We start from the raw sequence: 20,200 nt of genomic DNA, 5'->3' as shown, positions 1-20,200 counted from the left end.
CCGCGACGGATCTTCACTGAACGGTAATCTTAGGGGGAGATATGATTAGCGCATTTGATATTTTTAAGATTGGCATTGGACCTTCAAGCTCCCATACCGTAGGGCCAATGAATGCAGGAAAATGTTTTATCGATCGGCTGATCGACAGCGGCGACCTGCCGCGAACGACGCGCATCACGGTTGATCTTTACGGATCGCTATCGCTGACGGGCAAAGGCCACGCGACCGATACCGCCATCATTATGGGCCTGGCGGGCAATACGCCGCAGGATGTCAATATTGATAGCATTCCGGCGTTTATCCAGGAGGTTGCCCGCAGCAGCCGTTTATCGGTGGCGGGTGGCGCGCATGTGGTGGATTTTCCCGTCGCCGACAGTATTCTCTTTCACGCTGAAACCCTGGCGCGCCATGAAAACGGTATGCGAATTACCGCCTGGAACGGACAAACGCCGCTTTTGCACAAAACGTATTACTCTATTGGCGGCGGCTTTATTGTCGAAGAGGAACGCTTTGGTCAGTCGCACGACGTAGAAAAATCGGTGCCGTATGATTTTCATTCCGCCAGCGAACTGCTGACGCTGTGTGAAAGACAGGGGCTCTCGGTTTCCGGCCTGATGATGCAAAATGAACTGGCGTTGCGGAGCAAAGAGCAGATTGACGCTGGCTTTGCCCGCATCTGGCAGGTGATGGCGACCGGAATTGAACGTGGCATGAATACTGAGGGCGTGCTGCCGGGGCCGCTGAACGTTCCACGCCGAGCGGTAGCGTTACGGCGTCTGCTGGTCTCCAGCGATAATCTCTCCCGCGATCCAATGAACGTCATCGACTGGATTAACATGTTCGCCCTGGCCGTGAGCGAAGAGAACGCGGCGGGCGGGCGAGTGGTCACCGCGCCGACCAACGGCGCGTGCGGCATTATTCCTGCGGTGCTGGCCTATTACGACAAATTCCGTCGTCCGGTCAATGCCAACTCTATCGCCCGCTATCTGCTGTCGGCGGGGGCGATTGGCATGCTGTACAAGATGAACGCCTCGATATCCGGCGCGGAAGTGGGGTGTCAGGGCGAGGTTGGCGTCGCGTGTTCGATGGCGGCGGCGGGGCTGACAGAACTGCTGGGCGGCAGCCCGGCGCAGGTCTGTATTGCGGCGGAAATTGCGATGGAGCATAACCTTGGCCTCACCTGTGACCCGGTGGCGGGTCAGGTACAAATCCCTTGTATTGAACGTAATGCGATTAACGCCGTTAAAGCGGTAAATGCGGCGCGAATGGCGCTACGCCGAACCTCTGAGCCGCGGGTTTCGCTCGATAAAGTGATCGAAACCATGTACGAAACGGGTAAAGACATGAACGACAAATATCGCGAGACGTCGCGCGGCGGTCTGGCGATTAAAGTCGTTTGTGGATAGGCCCGACAGGCGCAGAGTGAGCAGGCTATGGGATAACGCAGAAGACAGAAGCTGAGAAAAGGGCGCACCAATGTGCGCCCTTTTTTGTTGTGATGTGCGTCAAATAGAGAAAATAACAACATTAAACCAATAGTAAATAGAAAAGAATTCTTAACCCACAAGAAATGCAGGTGTTTTATTGGTAAGTTTTTCTCTTATCGTGCGCGTATGATTTTCTTATTACAAGAAAGTACCTGCACCTCACGTTCTGCATATCGCCTTGCTGCGGCACGAAAAATAAAAAAAACCTCTACCTACACATTGAGCGAGAATTTTATGGAATCGGCTAGTAATACCAGCGTAATCCTCGACGCATCAGCCCCGGCGCGTCGGGCAGGGATGACAGAAAGCGAATGGCGTGAAGCCATCAAATTTGATAGTACCGACACCGGTTGGGTCATTATGAGTATCGGGATGGCGATCGGCGCAGGAATCGTTTTTCTTCCTGTCCAGGTTGGCCTGATGGGACTTTGGGTCTTTTTACTCTCTTCTATTATTGGCTATCCGGCCATGTACCTGTTCCAGCGGCTGTTTATTAATACGCTGGCGGAATCCCCGGAATGTAAAGACTACCCCAGCGTGATCAGCGGCTATCTGGGCAAAAACTGGGGTATTTTATTAGGCGCGCTGTACTTTGTAATGCTCGTCATCTGGATGTTCGTCTATTCTACGGCGATTACTAACGACAGCGCCTCTTATCTGCATACTTTCGGCGTAACGGAAGGATTACTTTCCGATAGTCCGTTTTATGGTCTGGTGCTGATCTGCATCCTGGTGGCGATTTCCTCACGCGGTGAAAAATTACTGTTCAAAATTTCCACCGGCATGGTGCTGACCAAGCTACTGGTAGTAGCGGCGCTGGGCGTCTCCATGGTGGGTATGTGGCATCTGTATAACATTGGCGCGCTGCCGCCGATGGCCCTGCTGATTAAAAACGCCATTATTACCCTGCCATTTACGCTGACCTCGATTTTATTTATCCAGACGTTAAGCCCAATGGTGATCTCTTACCGTTCACGCGAAAAATCTATTGAGGTCGCACGTCATAAAGCGTTGCGCGCCATGAATATCGCGTTTGGCGTCTTGTTCGTTACCGTATTTTTCTATGCGGTTTCCTTCACCCTGGCGATGGGGCATGACGAAGCGGTGAAAGCCTACGAGCAGAATATTTCCGCCCTGGCGATCGCCGCGCAGTTTATTAGCGGCGATGGCGCTGGCTGGGTCAAAGTGGTTAGCGTAATTCTGAACATCTTTGCCGTCATGACCGCCTTCTTTGGCGTTTACTTAGGATTCCGCGAAGCGACGCAAGGCATTGTGATGAATATCCTGCGCCGCAAAATGCCCGCCGAGAAGATTAAGGAAAATCTGGTACAGCGCGGCATTATGATTTTCGCTATTTTGCTGGCCTGGAGCGCCATTGTGCTCAACGCGCCGGTACTGAGTTTCACCTCTATTTGTAGCCCTATCTTCGGTATGGTGGGCTGTTTAATTCCGGCATGGTTGGTCTACAAGGTTCCCGCATTGCACAAATATAAAGGCGCTTCGTTGTACCTGATTATTATTACCGGTCTGCTGCTATGCGTTTCTCCGTTCCTGGCATTCTCTTGATATACCTGAGATTAAGGTTGTTGTTATGTTTGAATCTAAAATAAATCCATTGTGGCAAAGTTTTATCCTGGCCGTACAGGAAGAAGTAAAACCGGCGCTGGGGTGTACTGAGCCAATTTCACTGGCGCTGGCGGCAGCGGCGGCGGCGGCTGAACTTGACGGCACAGTTGAACGCATTGACGCGTGGGTTTCGCCTAATCTGATGAAAAATGGTATGGGCGTTACCGTTCCAGGAACGGGAATGGTAGGGCTACCGATCGCCGCAGCGCTTGGCGCGTTGGGCGGTAATGCGAAAGCCGGGTTGGAGGTGTTAAAAGACGCTTCCGCTAAAGCCGTTGCCGATGCAAAAGCGATGCTGGCCGCCGGACATGTCGCAGTGATGTTGCAGGAGCCATGTAACGATATCCTGTTTTCACGGGCGAAAGTGTATAGCGGCGATAGCTGGGCATGTGTCACGATCGTCGGCGATCATACAAACATTGTGCGGATAGAAACCGACAAGGGCGTGGTATTTACCCAGGCCGATAATGCGCAGGAAGAAGAAAAAACCTCGCCGCTGGGAGTGCTGTCTCATACCTCGCTGGAAGAGATCCTGGCGTTTGTGAATGCGGTGCCCTTTGACGCTATCCGCTTTATTCTGGATGCGGCCAGGCTAAACGGCGCGTTGTCGCAGGAGGGACTGCGTGGTTCCTGGGGGCTGCATATCGGTTCGACGCTGGCCAAACAGTGCGATCGCGGTCTGCTGGCGAAAGATCTCTCCACGGCGATTTTGATCCGTACCAGCGCGGCGTCAGACGCCAGAATGGGCGGCGCCACGTTGCCCGCGATGAGCAACTCCGGCTCCGGCAACCAGGGGATTACCGCCACGGTGCCAGTCATGGTGGTTGCTGAACATGTCGGTGCCGATGACGAGCGCCTGGCGCGCGCGCTAATGTTATCGCATTTGAGCGCTATCTATATTCACCATCAGCTTCCGCGTTTGTCGGCGCTGTGCGCGGCAACTACGGCGGCGATGGGCGCGGCGGCGGGTATGGCGTGGCTGATAGATGGTCGTTATGACACTATCGCAATGGCTATCAGCAGTATGATCGGCGATGTCAGCGGGATGATTTGCGATGGCGCGTCGAATAGCTGTGCGATGAAAGTCTCTACCAGCGCGTCGGCGGCGTGGAAAGCCGTACTGATGGCGTTGGATGATACGGCGGTGACCGGAAACGAAGGGATTGTGGCGCACAATGTCGAACAATCTATTTCGAATTTGTGTTCGCTGGCGTGTCGCTCAATGCAGCAGACAGACAAGCAGATCATCGAGATTATGGCCAGTAAAGCGCATTAATAATAACGCCCCGGCATGGCGTCGGGGCAGCGTGTTGCCCGATGGCGCTGCGCTTATCGGGTCTACCTGTTATCAGCCGGATCGGGCGCTTGCGTCGCCATCCGGCATGATTTCAGGCTGCGGCCTCTTCTTCTGCCAGCCGGGCTTCGGCGTCCGCCACGATGGCTTCCAGTTCGGTTAGCATCTCTTCATAGCCCAGCGGCACAGTGGCGCTCATCGCCTCCTGTACGGCAGGTTTTACCACGGGCTGACGTTTCTTCGCCGATTTTTTGCTCATCTTGTGACTCCTTTTCTGGCTGACTACACCGGTAAATCTACCAGTAATGCGCGCAGCGGCGTATCGGCAACCAGCGTAATGTTAGGTTCATCACGAATAAATGCGCCATCCCCGCAGGTTAACGCCTCGCGTTCTTCGTTGTGCGTCAGCGCGTGGAACGTACCGTGAATCGACTGCAAATAGGCGCGCGGCCCGTGAAGCTGGAAATTAAGCGATTCGCCTTTCTCCAGCGTAATATGATGTACCCAGACCTGTTGGCGCAGTTGTAAGCTGTTTTGCTCACCGTCGGGCGAGGCAAGAAGCTGTTGTTGCGCCGCCAGGAGTGGGATTTTTTGTACCAGCGCGTTTTCCCGTTCAGGACAGGCGTCAAGCCACAGTTGCATTCGGGTTAACGGCTTAACTTTGCTGAGATTATGTTCGCTGTAGCTAATGCCCGGCTGCGCGGCGAGCAGCAACGCTTCGCCCGCTTTAGCCTGTACATGGTTGCCGTCGCTGTCGCGGTATTCCGCTTCGCCGTCCAGAATCAGGTTTAAAATATCCACCTTTGGATAAGTTCGAGGCTGAAAAGAGGCGCCCGGCGCCAGCACTTCCTGGTTCAGTACGCGCAACGACGCGTAGCCCAGCAGTGTAGGGTCGAAATAGTGTCCAAAGGAGAAGGTATAGCGGGCCTGTAGCCATCCGTAGTCTGCTTGTCCACATTGTTTGGCGGTTCGGGTCGTAATCATCGTTATTAACCTCTCTTTACTTCCTTTTATGTTAAGGGGCTGGACGCTGCATTGTTAGCCAGATATTCTGCCCGGTATGTTCAAATTTCCTGAATGAGAACGTTATGGCTAAAGAGAGAGCGCTGACGCTTGAAGCATTGCGTGTGATGGACGCCATTGACCGCCGGGGCAGTTTTGCCGCAGCGGCTGATGAGTTGGGGCGGGTGCCCTCCGCGCTGAGTTACACCATGCAGAAGCTGGAAGAAGAGTTGGACGTTGTACTGTTCGATCGCTCCGGCCATCGTACAAAATTCACCAACGTCGGGCGTATGCTGCTGGAACGCGGGCGGGTATTGCTGGAAGCGGCAGACAAGTTAACGACGGATGCTGAAGCGTTGGCCCGCGGTTGGGAAACGCATCTGACGCTGGTCACTGAAGCTCTGGTACCGACGCCTGCTTTTTTTCCACTGATCGACCGGCTGGCCGCTAAAGCCAATACGCAGCTTTCATTGATTACCGAAGTACTGGCTGGCGCATGGGAGCGGCTTGAGCAGGGACGGGCGGATATCGTTATCGCCCCGGATATGCATTTTCGATCGTCGTCGGAAATTAACTCCCGTAAGTTGTATACGTTAATGAATGTGTATGTCGCCGCGCCTGACCATCCTATTCATCAGGAGCCGGAGCCGCTTTCGGAAGTGACGCGGGTTAAATACCGCGGCGTAGCGGTAGCGGATACCGCGCGCGAGCGGCCGGTATTAACGGTGCAACTGCTGGATAAGCAGCCACGTCTGACGGTAAGCACGATTGAAGATAAACGTCAGGCGCTGCTGGCCGGGCTTGGCGTCGCGACTATGCCATATTCGATGGTGGAACAGGATATTGCCGAAGGGCGGCTACGCGTGGTCAGCCCGGAATCGACCAGCGAAATCGATATTATTATGGCCTGGCGGCGCGACAGTATGGGGGAGGCAAAAGCCTGGTGCCTGCGGGAAATACCTAAGCTATTCGCCGGAAAATAAATAGCGCGCGGCGCTTTAAAAGCGGCGCCGCGCCGCCATCAGGAAAAACGTTTCGGATCGGGGCCGAAGCGGTTGTCGCCCGGCGTACCATTCTGGCAGTTGAACGCGATGATGATAAGCCAGCCGATAATGGGGATAAGTAGCAACAGTAGCCACCATGCGGAGCGGTCAGTGTCATGCAGACGACGGAACTGCACGGCCCACCACGGTAAAAAGATCAGAACGCCGTAAATGGTGGTCAGAACGCCTTCACCCCCGGCGCGTTGCCAGCCAAGCATGGCGTCCAGCAGGCCCAACACAAAGGTAAAGATGATATTGACCAGAATAAACATCCAGTACTCTTTGCGTCGCGCGCGGCCGCCAAATCCCAGATAATTTTTTAAAACCTTTAAATACCAATCCATTTTCGCCTCAATAATGGTTCAATCACTTGTTTTTAAAGTAATCAAACTAAGAATAGCCGCGAATGAAATGCTGGTAAATATTTGTGGTATTAATTAATAAGGCGTCCCGGAGGACGCCTGAAATTAGCCAAAGCGCACGTCGCGTCCGTGAGGTTCGAGCAGATCCTGCCACGGTCCGATAGAAATGATACCTGTGGGGTTAATCGTTTTATGGCTACGGAAATAGTGGTGACGAATATGATCCATATTAACGGTTTCAGCAATGCCCGGTATTTGATAGATATCGCGCAGGAAACCGTACAGATTCAGGTAGTCGCTGATTCGGTATTTGTCGCACTTGAAATGAGTCACGTAAACCGGATCAAAGCGTACCAGGGTCGTCCATAAGCGGATATCCGCCTCGGTCAACTGGTCGCCCGTCAGATAGCGGTGCTGTCCGAGAATCTGTTCCAGGCGCGCCAGCGCAGTAAATACCTTGTCTACCGCTTCATCATACGCTTGCTGGCTGGTGGCGAAGCCTGCTTTATAAACGCCGTTATTAACGTTGTCATAAATCCAGCCGTTTAACTCGTCAATTTTGCTTTGCAGCGCGGGGGGATAGTAATCCCCGGCTTTAGCGCCCAGCCCATCGAAGGCGGAGTTAAACATACGAATGATTTCGGCGGACTCGTTGCTGACGATAGTATGATTTTTTTTATCCCATAAGACCGGCACGGTGACGCGGCCGCTGTAGTGTGGATCGGCGTGCAGATACAACTGGTAGAGAAATTCATGCTGATAGAGGGTATCGCCGGTGGCCGCCGGAAAATTATCATCAAACGTCCAGCCGTTTTCCAGCATCAATGGATTCACGACGGAAACCGGAATAAATGGCTCCAGACCTTTCAGTTTACGGAAAATGAGCGTGCGATGAGCCCAGGGGCAGGCAAGGGAAACGTACAGATGGTAACGATCTTTTTCTGCGGCGAATCCGCCTTCGCCGGAAGGTCCGGGCGCGCCGTCAGCGGTAAGCCAGTTGCGGAAAGCCGACGCTGAACGCTGAAATTTCCCCCCGGAAGATTTGGTGTCATACCAGGTGTCGTGCCAGACGCCATCGATCAGTTGTCCCATGTCTCTCTCCTTCAGATGACAAAAGCGAGGCGCTATTCCCTCGCTTTTTTATTGAGTATAGATTGCTTACCACTTTTTATTCAGCAGACGGTCAAGGCTGAACGCGCCAGGCCCGGTTAACGCCAGTAATAAGAATCCGCCGGCAATGGTCAGGTTTTTCATAAACATCAGCGAGTTTACACCTTCTGCAAAATTGCTATGGAAGATCAATGCCGTCAGCAACGTAAAACCAGCGGTGAAAAGCGCAGTGGTGCGGGTGAGGAACCCCAGCAGAATCGCCAGACCGCCGCCGAACTCAAGCAGTATGGTGAGCGGCAGCAGGAATCCTGGTACGCCCATCGCTTCCATATACTGTTGTGTGCCCGCATAGCCGCTAATTTTTCCCCATCCTGCGGTAATAAACAGAACTGGCATTAAAATACGCGCTATCAGTACACCAACATCTTCTAATTTTTTCATTTTATTCTCCAGGGGGCCGATTCGGCGGCTGCTGCTATTTTCATGAGCAATGACACGGTTTTGCGCATCATTGTTATCGCTGGAGAGAATCATAAACGTGGCGTACAGGAATTGTTATCAAGGAAAATTGCCAAATTTTTTCAAAAAATTTGAGTAATTGATAAAGAGACGATATGCATAAAAGTATCGCGCCACCAGGTGTAATCGGGCGATAACCTGATGGCGCGATGCTATAAAAGAAAAGATATTAACCGCGGAGCTGTTGTTGACGGAGGGTAGTTTTTACCAGGCGCCAGGCGCTCCAGATACCCAGGCCGCGTTTCGCCCAGCGTACCAACATATTAGGATGACGGATGGTCCAGATGGCCATTACGCTGCTACCGACCAGCGCCCAGGAGCGCAGGCTTAACACCGTATTCCAGCCGCGATCGTACGCGCCGGTGGTCTCCAGCCAGTCGCGACGACTGGCGGACAGATCCAGCCGTTGCTGCTGGATCTGACTGAGAAGCAGCGCTTTACGTTTTTCGCGTTCGCCTTTGCTGCTCACGACTGATCGTCCTCCAGAATTTGCCGATCGTTAGCCAGTTCGTGCCGCGTATGGCGCAATAGCGTGGACTGACGCGCTTTGCGCAAAGTCCAGATGCCGCCGATTAGCGCAAGCACTAACAGCACAACTGTGGTAGCGATCATCGCGTTCAAACGGTACTGAGGATCGATAGCCCAGATGACCAGAACCATCAGGCTCATTAAGCCAAACGCCGCGAAGAGCATGGTAAGACCTACCATCAGCAAAAGCTGAAAGAGGTTCGCTTTCTCTTCTTCCAGTTCTACTACCGCCAGTCGCAGCCGGGTTTCCACCATCTCAACGATAATGGTGACAATCCGCTGCCCGATACCCAGTACGCTTTTGCCTGGTCCTTGTGCCTGTCGAGAGTCCGCCATAATTAACGACGCGTCAGCAGTACGCCCAACACCAGACCGACAGCGGCGCCAATGCCTACGCCTGTCCAGGGATTTTCGCGCACATAATCATCGGCGCGGGCGGCGGCGACGCGAGTCTGTTTGGCAATCACATCACCCGTTTCGCCCAGGCGGTAACGGCTCTCTTTCAGCGCGCGCTCGGCTTTGCTACGAATCTTACTCAACTCTTCTTTCGACTTTTCGCCCGAAGAGCTCAGCACTTCTTCAAGCGTATCGGTCAGGGATTTCAACTCAGCGCGCAGATGTTCCGTAGTGTTATCTTTCGACATAGTTTTCTCCAGGTGAGTGAGTATTTACATTCGGCGTTAATTTAGTAGTCTCTGGCCTCAAGTTTTTTTAGCTCATCCTGAGCCTCGGCCAGCTTACGTTCACGTTTGTCTATTTTATCCGCATCGCCTTTTGCTTTTGCCTCGGCTAAATCACGTTGGCGTTCGGCTACCTCTTCTTTTTGCTCAGCGATCTTTTTCTGATGCTCGGCGCGTAGCTTGCTGTCAGTACAATTAGCGCGTACTTCGCTGAGCGCCTTGTTCAGACCCTCAATACGGCGCTGATTGTTGTGCTTTTCAGCGTAGCTAATTTCCTTTTGTATATCCTGCTCTTTTTCCTGACAAAGCGAATTAGCGTAGCTACCGGCGCTAAGTGTAAAAAGCGTGATAGCCAAAGCGATGCGGTATTTCATTCCTGAACTTTCCCTTATGTTCGGACCCGTTGTCCGGGGCGGTGATCCCGATAATAACGCGGTGGGTTAAACACCGCTTTATTAATCATAGTCATTAAACAATGAAATCACCAAAGTGAGTGATATGATTCGGATTCCTGGAGATTAGCCAAAGCGGTGTGAGCTTTCCCGTAAGCGGGACAGCCACTGTACCGTTTCGTTGTCATCGTCCTGCTGAGCGACGACATAACCGTGTGGTAACGTTTGATCAAGCACTGTTTTTGCTGCGGCGCTTTGCGCAGGGGAATCGAAGGTAATGAGCAACATGTCATTTTTAGGCGTAATACTTTTAAAATGAATGCCGTTCGCATCCAGATGATGCAGAACTGAGAAGCCGTCTGGCATACTGGCGCCCTGGTTAACCGCGCGAATGGCCAGCGTCGACTCTTGCTGACGCAGCGTTGACCACGTCATCATGAGTATGGTCAGCATCAGTAGAAAAGCGCTGATCCAAATGAGTTGTCGGGCAGTTATGCGTGGTTTAAGCATAAGTTATCCCCGGCTCCCATACTTCTTTTTCCACAGCATGACCAGTGAACCCGCCAGGCCAAAAAAGAGCAGCACCACGGGCAGCAGCATCAGGCATGACATTAACTGATCTTCATACTTCATAAAGACGGGCGTTTTGCCCAGCAGATAGCCCAGCGACGTCAGGATAAGCACCCACAACAAGCCGCTCATCCAGTTGAAGAACTGAAAGCGCGCGTTATTCAGGCCGGATATGCCGGCAATGGTGGGCAGCAGCGTTCTGACAAACGCGATAAAACGGCCTATCAATAATGCCGACAGGCCGTGTTTATGGAAAAGGTGATGGGCGCGTTGATGATAATGTGCGGGGAGATGAGAGAGCCAGTTTTGTACGGTGCGGGTATTCCCCAGCCAGCGGCCCTGAATATAGCTCACCCAGCAACCCAGGCTGGCCGCGACGGTAAGCAGCAAAATGGTTTGTGGAAAACCCATCGCGCCTTTGGCGATCAGCACGCCGACCAGGATCAACAGGCTGTCGCCAGGTAAAAAGGCGGCAGGGAGCAGCCCATTTTCCAGAAACAAAATCATAAATAACACAAAATATAACATGCCAATCATGGAAGGATTGGCCAGTGTTTCAAAGTCCTGAGCCCACAGGGCATTCAGCAATTGAGTCAGTAGTTCCATTCAGTATTCCTGGAGAATCGGTTAACGTCACGCCGGTGATCTGAGGTTTGCACTGCCGCAACAGAGTTGGAGTTTTTATCAGCGTTGCGGAAACGGCAAATTCGCGGCCTGAACTATTCCTTGTTAAGTTGTGAAGTAAGCAAGCACTAACACACAAAAATTCAAAATGCATCTAATTGTAACAAAGGTCAACGAAGTCCGTTATAGAAATTACGCGTCGTTGAGCTTTGATTTTGCTTATCGCAAAGGAGGGTGGCGAGAGGATTTACACAGGCTGACACTTTATACTGTACGCTGACCGAGCGCCGCGGCAGACGCCATCTACATATAACGTTATGCGAGGATGTCGCGCGTGAACATCAATTCGCTTTAGGTCACAGCCTATGGATTGGGAGATTCAGATCTATCGTCACGCCGGATGGCACGCGCCATCCGGCATCGATAATCACTTAGCTACGCAAGGCGTTATTCGCCAGACGTTCGTCCTCTGCCTGGCAGGCTGCCGCAGTGAACAGAACATCGGTAGATGAGTTCAGCGCCGTTTCACACGAATCCTGCAATACGCCGATAATAAAGCCGACCGCCACTACCTGCATCGCGATATCGTTCGGAATGCCAAACATGTTGCACGCCAGCGGGATCAGCAGCAATGAACCGCCTGCCACGCCGGAGGCACCGCAAGCACACAGCGAGGCCACCACGCTCAGCAGCAGCGCTGTAGGCAGATCCACCGGGACGCCTAACGTATGGACTGCCGCCAACGTCAGAACCGTAATGGTAATTGCCGCGCCGGCCATATTGATGGTGGCGCCCAGCGGAATGGAAACGGAGTAAGTATCCCTGTCCAGATTCAGCTTTTCGCACAGCGCCATATTCACTGGAATATTGGCGGCAGAGCTGCGGGTAAAGAAGGCATAAACGCCGCTTTCACGCAGGCAGGCGAACACCAGCGGATAAGGGTTGCGACGAATTTTCCAGAATACCAACAGCGGGTTGACCACCAGCGCGACCAGCAGCATACAGCCAATCAAGACGACCAGCAGGTGCGCATAGCCCCACAGGGTGGAGAAGCCGGTGGTTGCAAGCGTTGATGAAACCAGACCAAAAATACCGATTGGCGCGAAACGGATCACCAGTTTCACCATAAAGGTCACGGCGTTAGACATATCGTTCACGAGGTTTTTGGTGGTTTCATTGCCATGACGCAGGGCAAATCCCAGGCCGACGGCCCACACCAGAATCCCGATATAGTTAGCGTTCAGCAGCGCGTCGATGGGGTTCGACACCATGCTCATCAGCAGACCGCGCAGGACTTCTACAATGCCGGACGGCGGCACGATATCCTGGGCGCTACTGGACAGATGCAGCGTTGAAGGGAAGGCGAAGCTGAACACAACGGCCGCCAGCGCGGCTGAAAAGGTGCCTAGCAGGTAAAGGAAGAGAATAGGGCGAATATTGGTTTTTTGACCGTGCTGGTGGTTGGCGATCGAGGCCATTACCAGCATCAGCACCAGAACGGGGGCGACCGCTTTTAAGGCGCCGACGAACAGGGTGCCAAGCAAGCCAACCGCTTCTGCCGCAGGCTTAGAAATCCATGCCAGTAAAATCCCCAGTACCAGACCCACTAAAATTTGTTTAACCAGACTGCCTTGCGCTAAACGCTGCAGTAGCCCTGATGCTCGTTGCGTAGCCATTTCATGTTCCTTGTATTGTGTTGCTGGTCATCCCCTGCACGCTCTTACGGCGCATCTTTCAGGATGTAACAAAGTGTTTGCCTGGTTGAGTATAAGGAAAGTTGAAGGTTCGGGAAGCGAAATATCCTGGATTTTTTGCTGCGATCATGTTTTATAACTTTATATTAACAGTATTGTGACATGTTAAACAAAAACGCCCGGCAGGTGTGCGCTGCCGGGCGTTTTTGACGGGGCAGGTTTACCCCGATAAAAGATTATTGCGCTCGCAGTTTCTTATCGCGCTGATGGTTAACCCAGGCGTTAATCACCAGCGTAATGGTCAGAATGCCAAACACTACGCCCAGCGAAATCGCGATAGGAATATGGTAGAAGTCGACGATCAGCATCTTAATGCCGATAAAGACCAGAATGACCGCCAGACCATATTTCAGCATCGAGAAGCGTTCCGCCACGCCGGACAGCAGGAAGTACATCGCGCGCAGTCCTAAGATGGCAAACAGGTTAGAGGTCAGTACGATGAACGGGTCGGTGGTGACCGCAAAGATCGCCGGAATACTGTCAACGGCGAAGATTACATCGCTGAGCTCAACCATAATCAGCACCAGCAGCAGCGGCGTGGCATACAACAGGCCGTTTTTACGTACGAAAAAGTGCTCGTTCTCGATCGTATCGGTCATACGCAGATGTCCGCGCAGCCAACGCACCATCGGTTTTTCGCCAATGCCGGATTCGTCTTCCTTCGCCAGCGCCATTTTTACGCCGGTAAACAGCAGGAAGGCGCCGAACACATACAGCAGCCATTCGAACTGAGTGATAAGCCAGGTACCGGCGAAAATCATGATAGTACGCAACACGATCGCGCCAAGGACCCCATACACCAGCACCCGGCGTTGCAGAGCCGGAGGGACGGAGAAATAGCTAAACAGCATCAGCCAGACAAAGACGTTATCTACGGCCAGCGACTTTTCAATCAGATAGCCGGTAAGGAACGCCAATGCCTGCGGGTCAGCAACTTCGCGCCCTTGCGTTTCAGCCAGATACCACCAGAAAGCGGCGTTAAACAGTAGCGAGAGCGTTACCCACAGGATTGACCATCCTGCCGCTTGTTTCATCGACATAGCATGTGCGCCACGGCGTCCCTGCAACAACAGGTCGATGGATAGCATTATCACCACAACAACCGCGAATCCACCCCATAATAATGGCGTACCAACAGTATTCATTATTTCTCCCTATGCAAAAAAAAAAACGGCTAACGCCGAATGGCATTAGCCGCTGCTTTTATGCATAGACCTTGCCATTCGGCAAGGTCTCACTTACAACAATAAAGGAATACGCTGACGCATTCCTTTATGGCTGCCCGGTGACCGGATGTGGTTTTGCACACATCGTAATGACGATCGACCGGCAATGAAGTTACTCCCCTTTGCGCGTAACAAAGTATGACAGGCCACGCATAGAGTCAATGACCTGTAACATATAATTTACATAATTTTACGCAGTAAGGGGATGAGTCAGATCGTCCGCCGGGAAGATGACCCCGGTTTGACGGCGTATTTCTGTCAGCCATTTTGCCGTGGCGCGACTTAGCGACAACCCCGGATGTTCCACGGCATGGTTTTCAATAAGCTGGGCAAACGCCCCGGCTTCATACAGCATGGTATTAATATGCTGAGGCTGGGTCAGATCCTGCATCAGCGCGCCGCGCGGCGCAAAACACACTTTCTGGCATTCCGACAGCTTTTCAATGACCAGCGATCCCCTCTCGCCCTGAATTTCACTGGCCAGTACCGAGTCGCTGACTTTGGAATGCTGTAGCGTGACGCTAAAATCGCCGTAATCCATAACCACGACGCCGTGCGCATCTACTCCGCTTTCCAACAAATTCGCCGACGCCTGAACGCTGCGCGGCTCGCCCCATAGCGCGATCGCCGACGCCAGACAGTAATACCCGATATCCATAATCGAACCATTGGAGAAGGCCGGATTAAACGTATTCGGATTTTCACCGTTCAGATAGCGCTGATAACGTGAAGAGTACTGGCAGTAATTTAGGAATGCTTTATGCATTCTGCCGATTTTCGGCAACGATTCCCGCAGCAGCAGGAAATTGGGCAGGCAGGCGGTTTTAAAGGCTTCAAACAGTACCCGCTGATTATCGCGCGCGCAGGCGATAGCGGCATCAACCTCCGCCAGGTTAGAAGCCAGCGGCTTTTCGCACATGACATGTTTTTTATGCTGCAAAAAGCGCTGCGTCTGGGAGAAATGCAGGGAGTTCGGGCTGGCGATATAAACCGCCTCAATCGCGTCGCTTTGCGCCATCGCTTCCAGCGAGGTAAACAGATGCTCGACGGGATAATCATTTGCGAAAGACTGCGCCTGTTCAAGACTACGGGAGTAAACGGCGGCGAGCCTGAATTTGCCGGTTTCATGGGCGGCGTCGACAAACTGGCGCGTGATCCAGTTAGTCCCAATTACAGCGAAACGTATCATAAACGTCAGCGGACTCCAGAAAGGGATTTTCGTCAATGTAGCACGCCTTTCCGCCCTTGCCAGTGCGCTGCGACGCACTCTGGCATTTTACTGGCGAGAAGGGCACCCGTGTGCGCTAACAGCCCCAATAGTGACGCCAGCGCCCAGATATTTAGGCTGACGATGCAAAATTTTGGCATCCAGCACTGCGCTAACCCGCGCCAGCTTTTCCCGAAGTCGTGTGTAGGTTCCGTGCCTTTTATTCAGATCCGGCGCGTTAACGCCGATAGCGTCAATGCCATATTGTTGCGCCAGCCAGATCGCCCGTTGATTATGGAATGCTTGCGAGATAATCGTAATGCGGCTTTCGCCAAACACTTTCCGGGCGCGAACTACGGAGTCCAGCGTGGAGAATCCGGCATAATCACAAAAAATGGCCGCTTCCGGCACACCTTTCGCTATCAGCGCCTGCTGCATCGCCGAAGGTTCATCGTACTCTTTTTTGCCATTATCGCCGCTGACTAACAGCCACTTCACTTTACCGGCGTGATACAACGCGGCGGCAGTATTAATCCGCCGGGTAAAATACCGATTGCCGGGTTTAGCGCCTAACACCAGCCCGACGTTGCGGGCGGGAACGGTCTGAATGTCATTCCATGTCAGATGCTGCGAGGCGTTGACGATAAGCCAGTTGGAATAGAAAAGCGCGACGCCTGCTGCGACAAGCAGAAAACACGCCACTGTTAACGCCCGGCGTGTAAAACAGAGGCGGCGGATAAAACGGGCACATTGTGAGAGCATGGTTGTTGCGCGGTTCCGTTGGCGGTGGATAAAAAATACCCTCTACAGATCGTCATCCTTGACGTGGCGGCAGGCAATGAGCGAAATGTGAACGCGCCGATTTTATGCCCACGCCGTTAAAAAGATACGGGGGAAGGGGCATTTTCAGAATTTATTGTGCCGACAGCGCCTGATGCGTCAGCCACAGTCGCGTATCAAACTCCAGTTGATGGTACTGCGGTTCCATATGGCAGCAGAGCTGATAAAACGCTTTGTTATGATCTTTCTCTTTCAGGTGCGCCAGCTCGTGAACCACAATCATCCGTAAGAATGGCTCCGGAGCGTTGCGAAACACGGTAGCGACGCGGATCTCCGCCTTTGCCTTGAGCTTGCCGCCCTGAACGCGCGAGACAGCGGTATGCAGTCCCAGCGCATTTTTCAGCACATGGATCTTGCTGTCATACATCACTTTATTGATGGGCGGCGCATTGCGCAGAAACTGACTTTTCAGTTCCTGAGTATAGTGATATAGCGCTTTGTCAGTGGCGTAATCATGCGCGCCGGGATAACGTTTTTCCAGCACTGCTCCCAGGCGCTGCTCGGCGATTAAGGTGCGCACCTGGGCAAGGAGATGTTCCGGATACCCCTGAAGGTAAGTTAGTGAGGTCATCAAAGCTCCATGTTGCTGATAAAAAGTGTATACTCACGCACCCTTTTCAGGGATAACGCCGCAATTTTACCATTCAGGAGGCCTAATGAGCCACGTAGACGACGGTTTCCGTTCACTGACGCTGAAACGTTTTCCGCAAACGGATGATGTTAACCCGCTTCTGGCGTGGGAGGCGGCCGATGAGTATCTGCTGCAACAGTTGGATGAGACGGAAATTCGCGGCCCGGTGCTGATCCTGAATGATACGTTTGGCGCGCTAAGCTGTGCGCTGGCGGAGCATTCGCCATACAGTATTGGCGATTCGTATTTAAGCGAACTGGGTACGCGAGAGAATTTACGCCATAACGGCATCGCGGAGTCCAGCGTAACGTTTCTCGACAGTACCGCTGACTACCCGCAGGCGCCGGGCGTGGTATTGATTAAGGTACCGAAAACACTGGCGTTGCTGGAACAGCAGTTACGCGCTTTGCGTAAGGTCGTTACGGCGCAAACGCGTATTATCGCCGGCGCGAAAGCGCGTGATATTCATACCTCTACGCTGGAACTGTTTGAAAAAGTGCTGGGCCCAACCACGACGACGCTGGCGTGGAAGAAAGCGCGCCTGATTAACTGTACCTTCAGTCATCCGCAACTGGCCGACGCGCCGCAAACGCTAAGCTGGAAACTGGAAGATACAGGCTGGACGATTCACAACCACGCGAATGTGTTTTCTCGTACCGGATTGGATATCGGCGCGCGCTTCTTTATGCAGCATTTGCCGGAAAACCTCGACGGGGAGATTGTCGATCTCGGCTGCGGCAATGGGGTGATTGGCCTGAGCTTACTGGCGAAAAATCCGCAGGCGAACGTGGTATTTGTCGATGAATCGCCGATGGCGGTAGATTCCAGCCGTTTGAATGTAGAAACGAACCTGCCGGAAGCGTTCGAACGCTGCGAATTTATGATCAACAATGCGCTCTCCGGCGTGGAGCCGTTCCGTTTTAACGCTGTGTTCTGCAACCCGCCGTTCCACCAGAAACATGCGCTGACGGATAATATCGCCTGGGAGATGTTCCATCACGCCCGCCGCTGCCTGAAAATCAACGGCGAACTGTATATTGTGGCGAACCGTCATCTGGACTATTTCCACAAGCTGAAGAAGATTTTCGGTAATTGCGCGACGATAGCAACCAACAATAAATTTGTCATTTTGAAAGCGGTGAAGCAGGGACGCCGTCGATAAGGCGCTCAAGCGTCATACCGGCCTATAAAACCGGTATGACAGCGTAAGCCCGATAAGCGCAGCGCCATCAGGTAAAGTCGTTAAATCTCCAGCGCCAGTCGGGTGCCCTGGGCAATCGCCCGTCGGGCATCCAGCTCCATCGCGACATCGCATCCGCCGATAAGATGTACCGTTTTACCTGCGGCGCGTAACGGGTCCGCCAGCTCGCGGCGAGGTTCCTGTCCGGCGCAGATCACCACATGATCCACTTCCAGCAACTGCGGTTCGCCGCCGATCAAGAGATGTAATCCGTCGTCGTCGATCTTCTGGTAACTAACCGCCGGGATCATCTTCACGCCGCGCGCCAGTAACGTCGCGCGATGGATCCAGCCGGTGGTTTTACCTAATCCTTCGCCCGGCTTGCTGGCTTTGCGTTGCAGCATGACTATTTGCCGTGGACTACGTGCCTGGCGCGGGCCTTCCGGGCGCAGACCGCCTGCCTGTTGCAGGCTGGTATCAATTCCCCATTCCGTACAAAATTCAGCAATATTTTGGCTGGTGGATTCGCCGTGCTGGCTCAGATACATGGCCGTGTCAAAACCGATACCGCCGCAGCCGATGATCGCCACTCGCTTACCAACCGGCGCTTTATCGCGCAATACCTCCAGGTAGGTCAATGCTTTTGGATGATCGATACCGTCTATCGGCGGGCGGCGCGGTACTATTCCGCAGGCGAGGATCGCTTCGTCAAACGGCTGAAGATCCTCTGCGTTCACCCGTTGGTTCAGTTTCAGCGTAACGCCAGTAACATCGATCATTCGACGGTAGTAGCGCAGCGTTTCGTAAAACTCCTCTTTACCTGGGATCTGCCTGGCGATAGTGAACTGACCGCCAATTTCACTCTGGGCGTCAAACAGCGTGACATGATGGCCGCGCGACGCGGCGTTAATCGCGAAAGCCAGCCCCGCCGGGCCTGCGCCGACAACGGCCAGATTCTTTTTGCGTATGGCCGGCGTTATCGGCATGTGGGTTTCGTGACAGGCGCGTGGGTTCACCAGACAGGAGGTCACTTTGCCGATGAAGATCCGATCCAGACAGGCCTGATTACAGCCGATACAGGTGTTGATCTCATCTGCGCGTCCGGATTGCGCTTTAGTCAGGAATTCGGCATCGGCAAGGAAGGGGCGCGCCATCGACACCATATCGGCATCGCCGCGCGTCAGGATCGTCTCGGCGACCTGCGGATCGTTAATGCGATTGGTCGCGATCAGCGGAACCGACACATGACCTTTAAGTTTCCGCGTCACCCAGCTAAAGGCGCCACGCGGTACTGGCGTGGCGATGGTCGGGATTCGCGCCTCATGCCAGCCAATGCCGGTATTAATTAGGCTTGCGCCTGCGGCTTCAATGGCTTGCGCCAGTTGTACCGTTTCGTCGAACGTGCCGCCATTTTCCACCAGATCGAGCATCGACAGGCGATAGATAATAATAAAGTCGTTCCCTACCCGCTGGCGTACCGCGCGTACTACCTCAACCGCGAAGCGCATACGGCTGGCATAGTCGCCGCCCCATTCGTCATCGCGATGGTTAGTTCGCCGGGTGAGAAATTCATTAATCAGATAGCCCTCTGATCCCATCACCTCTACGCCGTCGTAGCCTGCTTCCCGCGCCAGTTGCGCGCAATGCGCGAAGTCGTCGATTAACTGCAAGATTTCATCATGCGTCAGTTCATGCGGCATAAAGCGGTTGATTGGCGCCTGAATTGCCGACGGCGCGACCAGGTGCGGTTGATAGCTGTAACGTCCAGTGTGCAGAATTTGCAGCGCGATTTTACCGCCTTGCGCATGTACGGCATCGGTCACCACGCGGTGAGGCGTTAATTGGCTGGCATCGTTCAGCATCGCGCCGCCGGTCATCACGACCCCGGAGGGAACGGGCGCAATACCGCCGGTGACGATTAACGCTACGCCGTGTCGCGCGCGCTCGGCATAAAATGCCGCCAGGCGCTCGGCGCCATCAGGATGTTCTTCCAGACCCGTGTGCATCGATCCCATCAGCACGCGGTTTCTGAGAGTAGTAAAGCCCAGATCGAGCGGGGCGAACAGCGACGGGTAGCTCATAAGCGTATCCAGTATGTAAAATTATTGTTATGTGGTCGGATGAG

The 20,200-nt window shown here is 53.4% G+C and carries 22 protein-coding genes; 5 read left to right on the top strand and 17 right to left on the bottom strand.

Features of this window, described 5'->3' with window-relative positions; genetic code table 11:
- The first annotated feature begins 41 nt into the window (after positions 1 to 41).
- The 3 genes from tdcG (at position 42) to NA624_RS11030 (ending at position 4,389) form a co-directional block, all read left to right on the top strand.
- Positions 42 to 1,406 (top strand): L-serine ammonia-lyase, encoded by a 1,365-nt coding sequence (gene tdcG, locus NA624_RS11040; protein ID WP_000622077.1) that lies wholly within the window; start codon positions 42 to 44, stop codon positions 1,404 to 1,406.
- 315 nt (positions 1,407 to 1,721) lie between these two features.
- Positions 1,722 to 3,053, top strand: a complete 1,332-nt coding sequence (locus NA624_RS11035) for an amino acid permease (RefSeq protein WP_000443189.1) — start codon at positions 1,722 to 1,724, stop codon at positions 3,051 to 3,053.
- 25 nt (positions 3,054 to 3,078) lie between these two features.
- Positions 3,079 to 4,389 (top strand): L-cysteine desulfidase family protein, encoded by a 1,311-nt coding sequence (locus NA624_RS11030; RefSeq protein WP_000463086.1) that lies wholly within the window; start codon positions 3,079 to 3,081, stop codon positions 4,387 to 4,389.
- Between the two features lie 112 nt (positions 4,390 to 4,501).
- Here the strand turns inward: NA624_RS11030 and NA624_RS11025 are convergent, their stop codons facing one another.
- Together NA624_RS11025 and NA624_RS11020 are read right to left on the bottom strand one after the other, a co-directional pair.
- Positions 4,502 to 4,666 (bottom strand): hypothetical protein, encoded by a 165-nt coding sequence (locus tag NA624_RS11025; RefSeq protein ID WP_000039326.1) that lies wholly within the window; start codon positions 4,664 to 4,666, stop codon positions 4,502 to 4,504.
- 23 nt (positions 4,667 to 4,689) lie between these two features.
- Positions 4,690 to 5,391, bottom strand: a complete 702-nt coding sequence (locus tag NA624_RS11020; protein WP_000633548.1) for a pirin family protein — start codon at positions 5,389 to 5,391, stop codon at positions 4,690 to 4,692.
- A 104-nt stretch (positions 5,392 to 5,495) separates the two neighbouring features.
- Between NA624_RS11020 and yhaJ the strand changes: the two genes are divergently transcribed.
- Entirely contained in the window at positions 5,496 to 6,392 is an 897-nt protein-coding gene (yhaJ, locus tag NA624_RS11015; protein ID WP_001041026.1) for a DNA-binding transcriptional regulator YhaJ, read from the top strand.
- Positions 6,393 to 6,430: 38 nt separating this feature from the next.
- Here the strand turns inward: yhaJ and NA624_RS11010 are convergent, their stop codons facing one another.
- The 14 genes from NA624_RS11010 to NA624_RS10945 form a co-directional block, all read right to left on the bottom strand.
- On the bottom strand, positions 6,431 to 6,796 hold the full coding sequence (locus NA624_RS11010) for a DUF805 domain-containing protein (protein ID WP_000384139.1): 366 nt from the start codon (positions 6,794 to 6,796) through the stop codon (positions 6,431 to 6,433).
- A 123-nt stretch (positions 6,797 to 6,919) separates the two neighbouring features.
- Entirely contained in the window at positions 6,920 to 7,906 is a 987-nt protein-coding gene (locus NA624_RS11005; protein ID WP_000531149.1) for a glutathione S-transferase family protein, read from the bottom strand.
- Between the two features lie 66 nt (positions 7,907 to 7,972).
- Positions 7,973 to 8,365, bottom strand: a complete 393-nt coding sequence (locus NA624_RS11000; RefSeq protein ID WP_001592732.1) for a DoxX family protein — start codon at positions 8,363 to 8,365, stop codon at positions 7,973 to 7,975.
- Positions 8,366 to 8,612: 247 nt separating this feature from the next.
- A complete protein-coding gene (locus tag NA624_RS10995) occupies positions 8,613 to 8,912 on the bottom strand; it encodes a YqjK-like family protein (RefSeq protein WP_000095496.1) in 300 nt (99 codons plus the stop codon).
- Positions 8,909 to 9,307 (bottom strand): phage holin family protein, encoded by a 399-nt coding sequence (locus NA624_RS10990; RefSeq protein WP_000785626.1) that lies wholly within the window; start codon positions 9,305 to 9,307, stop codon positions 8,909 to 8,911. Before NA624_RS10990 ends, NA624_RS10995 begins: the two co-directional genes overlap by 4 nt.
- Positions 9,308 to 9,309: 2 nt before the next feature.
- On the bottom strand, positions 9,310 to 9,615 hold the full coding sequence (locus NA624_RS10985; RefSeq protein ID WP_000031219.1) for a DUF883 family protein: 306 nt from the start codon (positions 9,613 to 9,615) through the stop codon (positions 9,310 to 9,312).
- Between the two features lie 41 nt (positions 9,616 to 9,656).
- Entirely contained in the window at positions 9,657 to 10,025 is a 369-nt protein-coding gene (locus tag NA624_RS10980; RefSeq protein WP_000877297.1) for a DUF1090 domain-containing protein, read from the bottom strand.
- A gap of 144 nt (positions 10,026 to 10,169) precedes the next feature.
- The gene (gene mzrA, locus NA624_RS10975; RefSeq protein WP_000917516.1) at positions 10,170 to 10,553 is read right to left on the bottom strand and encodes an EnvZ/OmpR regulon moderator MzrA; all 384 of its coding nucleotides are present in this window, start codon (positions 10,551 to 10,553) and stop codon (positions 10,170 to 10,172) included.
- 3 nt (positions 10,554 to 10,556) lie between these two features.
- Positions 10,557 to 11,219 carry a DedA family general envelope maintenance protein YqjA gene (gene yqjA / locus NA624_RS10970; RefSeq protein ID WP_000422141.1) on the bottom strand — a complete coding sequence of 221 codons (663 nt, stop codon included), beginning with the start codon at positions 11,217 to 11,219 and terminating at the stop codon, positions 10,557 to 10,559.
- A 449-nt stretch (positions 11,220 to 11,668) separates the two neighbouring features.
- Complete coding sequence (sstT, locus tag NA624_RS10965) at positions 11,669 to 12,913, bottom strand: serine/threonine transporter SstT (protein ID WP_000235360.1); 1,245 nt, start codon at positions 12,911 to 12,913, stop codon at positions 11,669 to 11,671.
- 254 nt (positions 12,914 to 13,167) lie between these two features.
- Positions 13,168 to 14,136 carry a TerC family protein gene (locus tag NA624_RS10960; RefSeq protein ID WP_001098836.1) on the bottom strand — a complete coding sequence of 323 codons (969 nt, stop codon included), beginning with the start codon at positions 14,134 to 14,136 and terminating at the stop codon, positions 13,168 to 13,170.
- Between the two features lie 271 nt (positions 14,137 to 14,407).
- Positions 14,408 to 15,406, bottom strand: a complete 999-nt coding sequence (locus NA624_RS10955; RefSeq protein ID WP_000617682.1) for a Gfo/Idh/MocA family protein — start codon at positions 15,404 to 15,406, stop codon at positions 14,408 to 14,410.
- Between the two features lie 87 nt (positions 15,407 to 15,493).
- Positions 15,494 to 16,186: a SanA/YdcF family protein gene (locus tag NA624_RS10950; protein ID WP_000951046.1), complete on the bottom strand. Its 693-nt coding sequence runs from the start codon at positions 16,184 to 16,186 to the stop codon at positions 15,494 to 15,496.
- A gap of 151 nt (positions 16,187 to 16,337) precedes the next feature.
- A complete protein-coding gene (locus tag NA624_RS10945; protein ID WP_000202969.1) occupies positions 16,338 to 16,835 on the bottom strand; it encodes a M48 metallopeptidase family protein in 498 nt (165 codons plus the stop codon).
- Positions 16,836 to 16,920: 85 nt separating this feature from the next.
- Between NA624_RS10945 and rlmG the strand changes: the two genes are divergently transcribed.
- Positions 16,921 to 18,057: a 23S rRNA (guanine(1835)-N(2))-methyltransferase RlmG gene (gene rlmG / locus NA624_RS10940; RefSeq protein ID WP_000019989.1), complete on the top strand. Its 1,137-nt coding sequence runs from the start codon at positions 16,921 to 16,923 to the stop codon at positions 18,055 to 18,057.
- Between the two features lie 80 nt (positions 18,058 to 18,137).
- On the opposite strand, the gene NA624_RS10935 is transcribed toward rlmG, so the two are convergent.
- Entirely contained in the window at positions 18,138 to 20,156 is a 2,019-nt protein-coding gene (locus tag NA624_RS10935; protein WP_000121524.1) for an NADPH-dependent 2,4-dienoyl-CoA reductase, read from the bottom strand.
- Positions 20,157 to 20,200: the final 44 nt, after the last annotated feature.

The sequence above is a fragment of the Salmonella sp. NW38 genome, from assembly GCF_051807745.1.
Lineage (GTDB): Bacteria > Pseudomonadota > Gammaproteobacteria > Enterobacterales > Enterobacteriaceae > Salmonella > Salmonella enterica.
The sequence above is the reverse complement of the archived record's forward strand: the minus strand, read 5'-3'. Positions and strand labels throughout refer to the sequence as shown.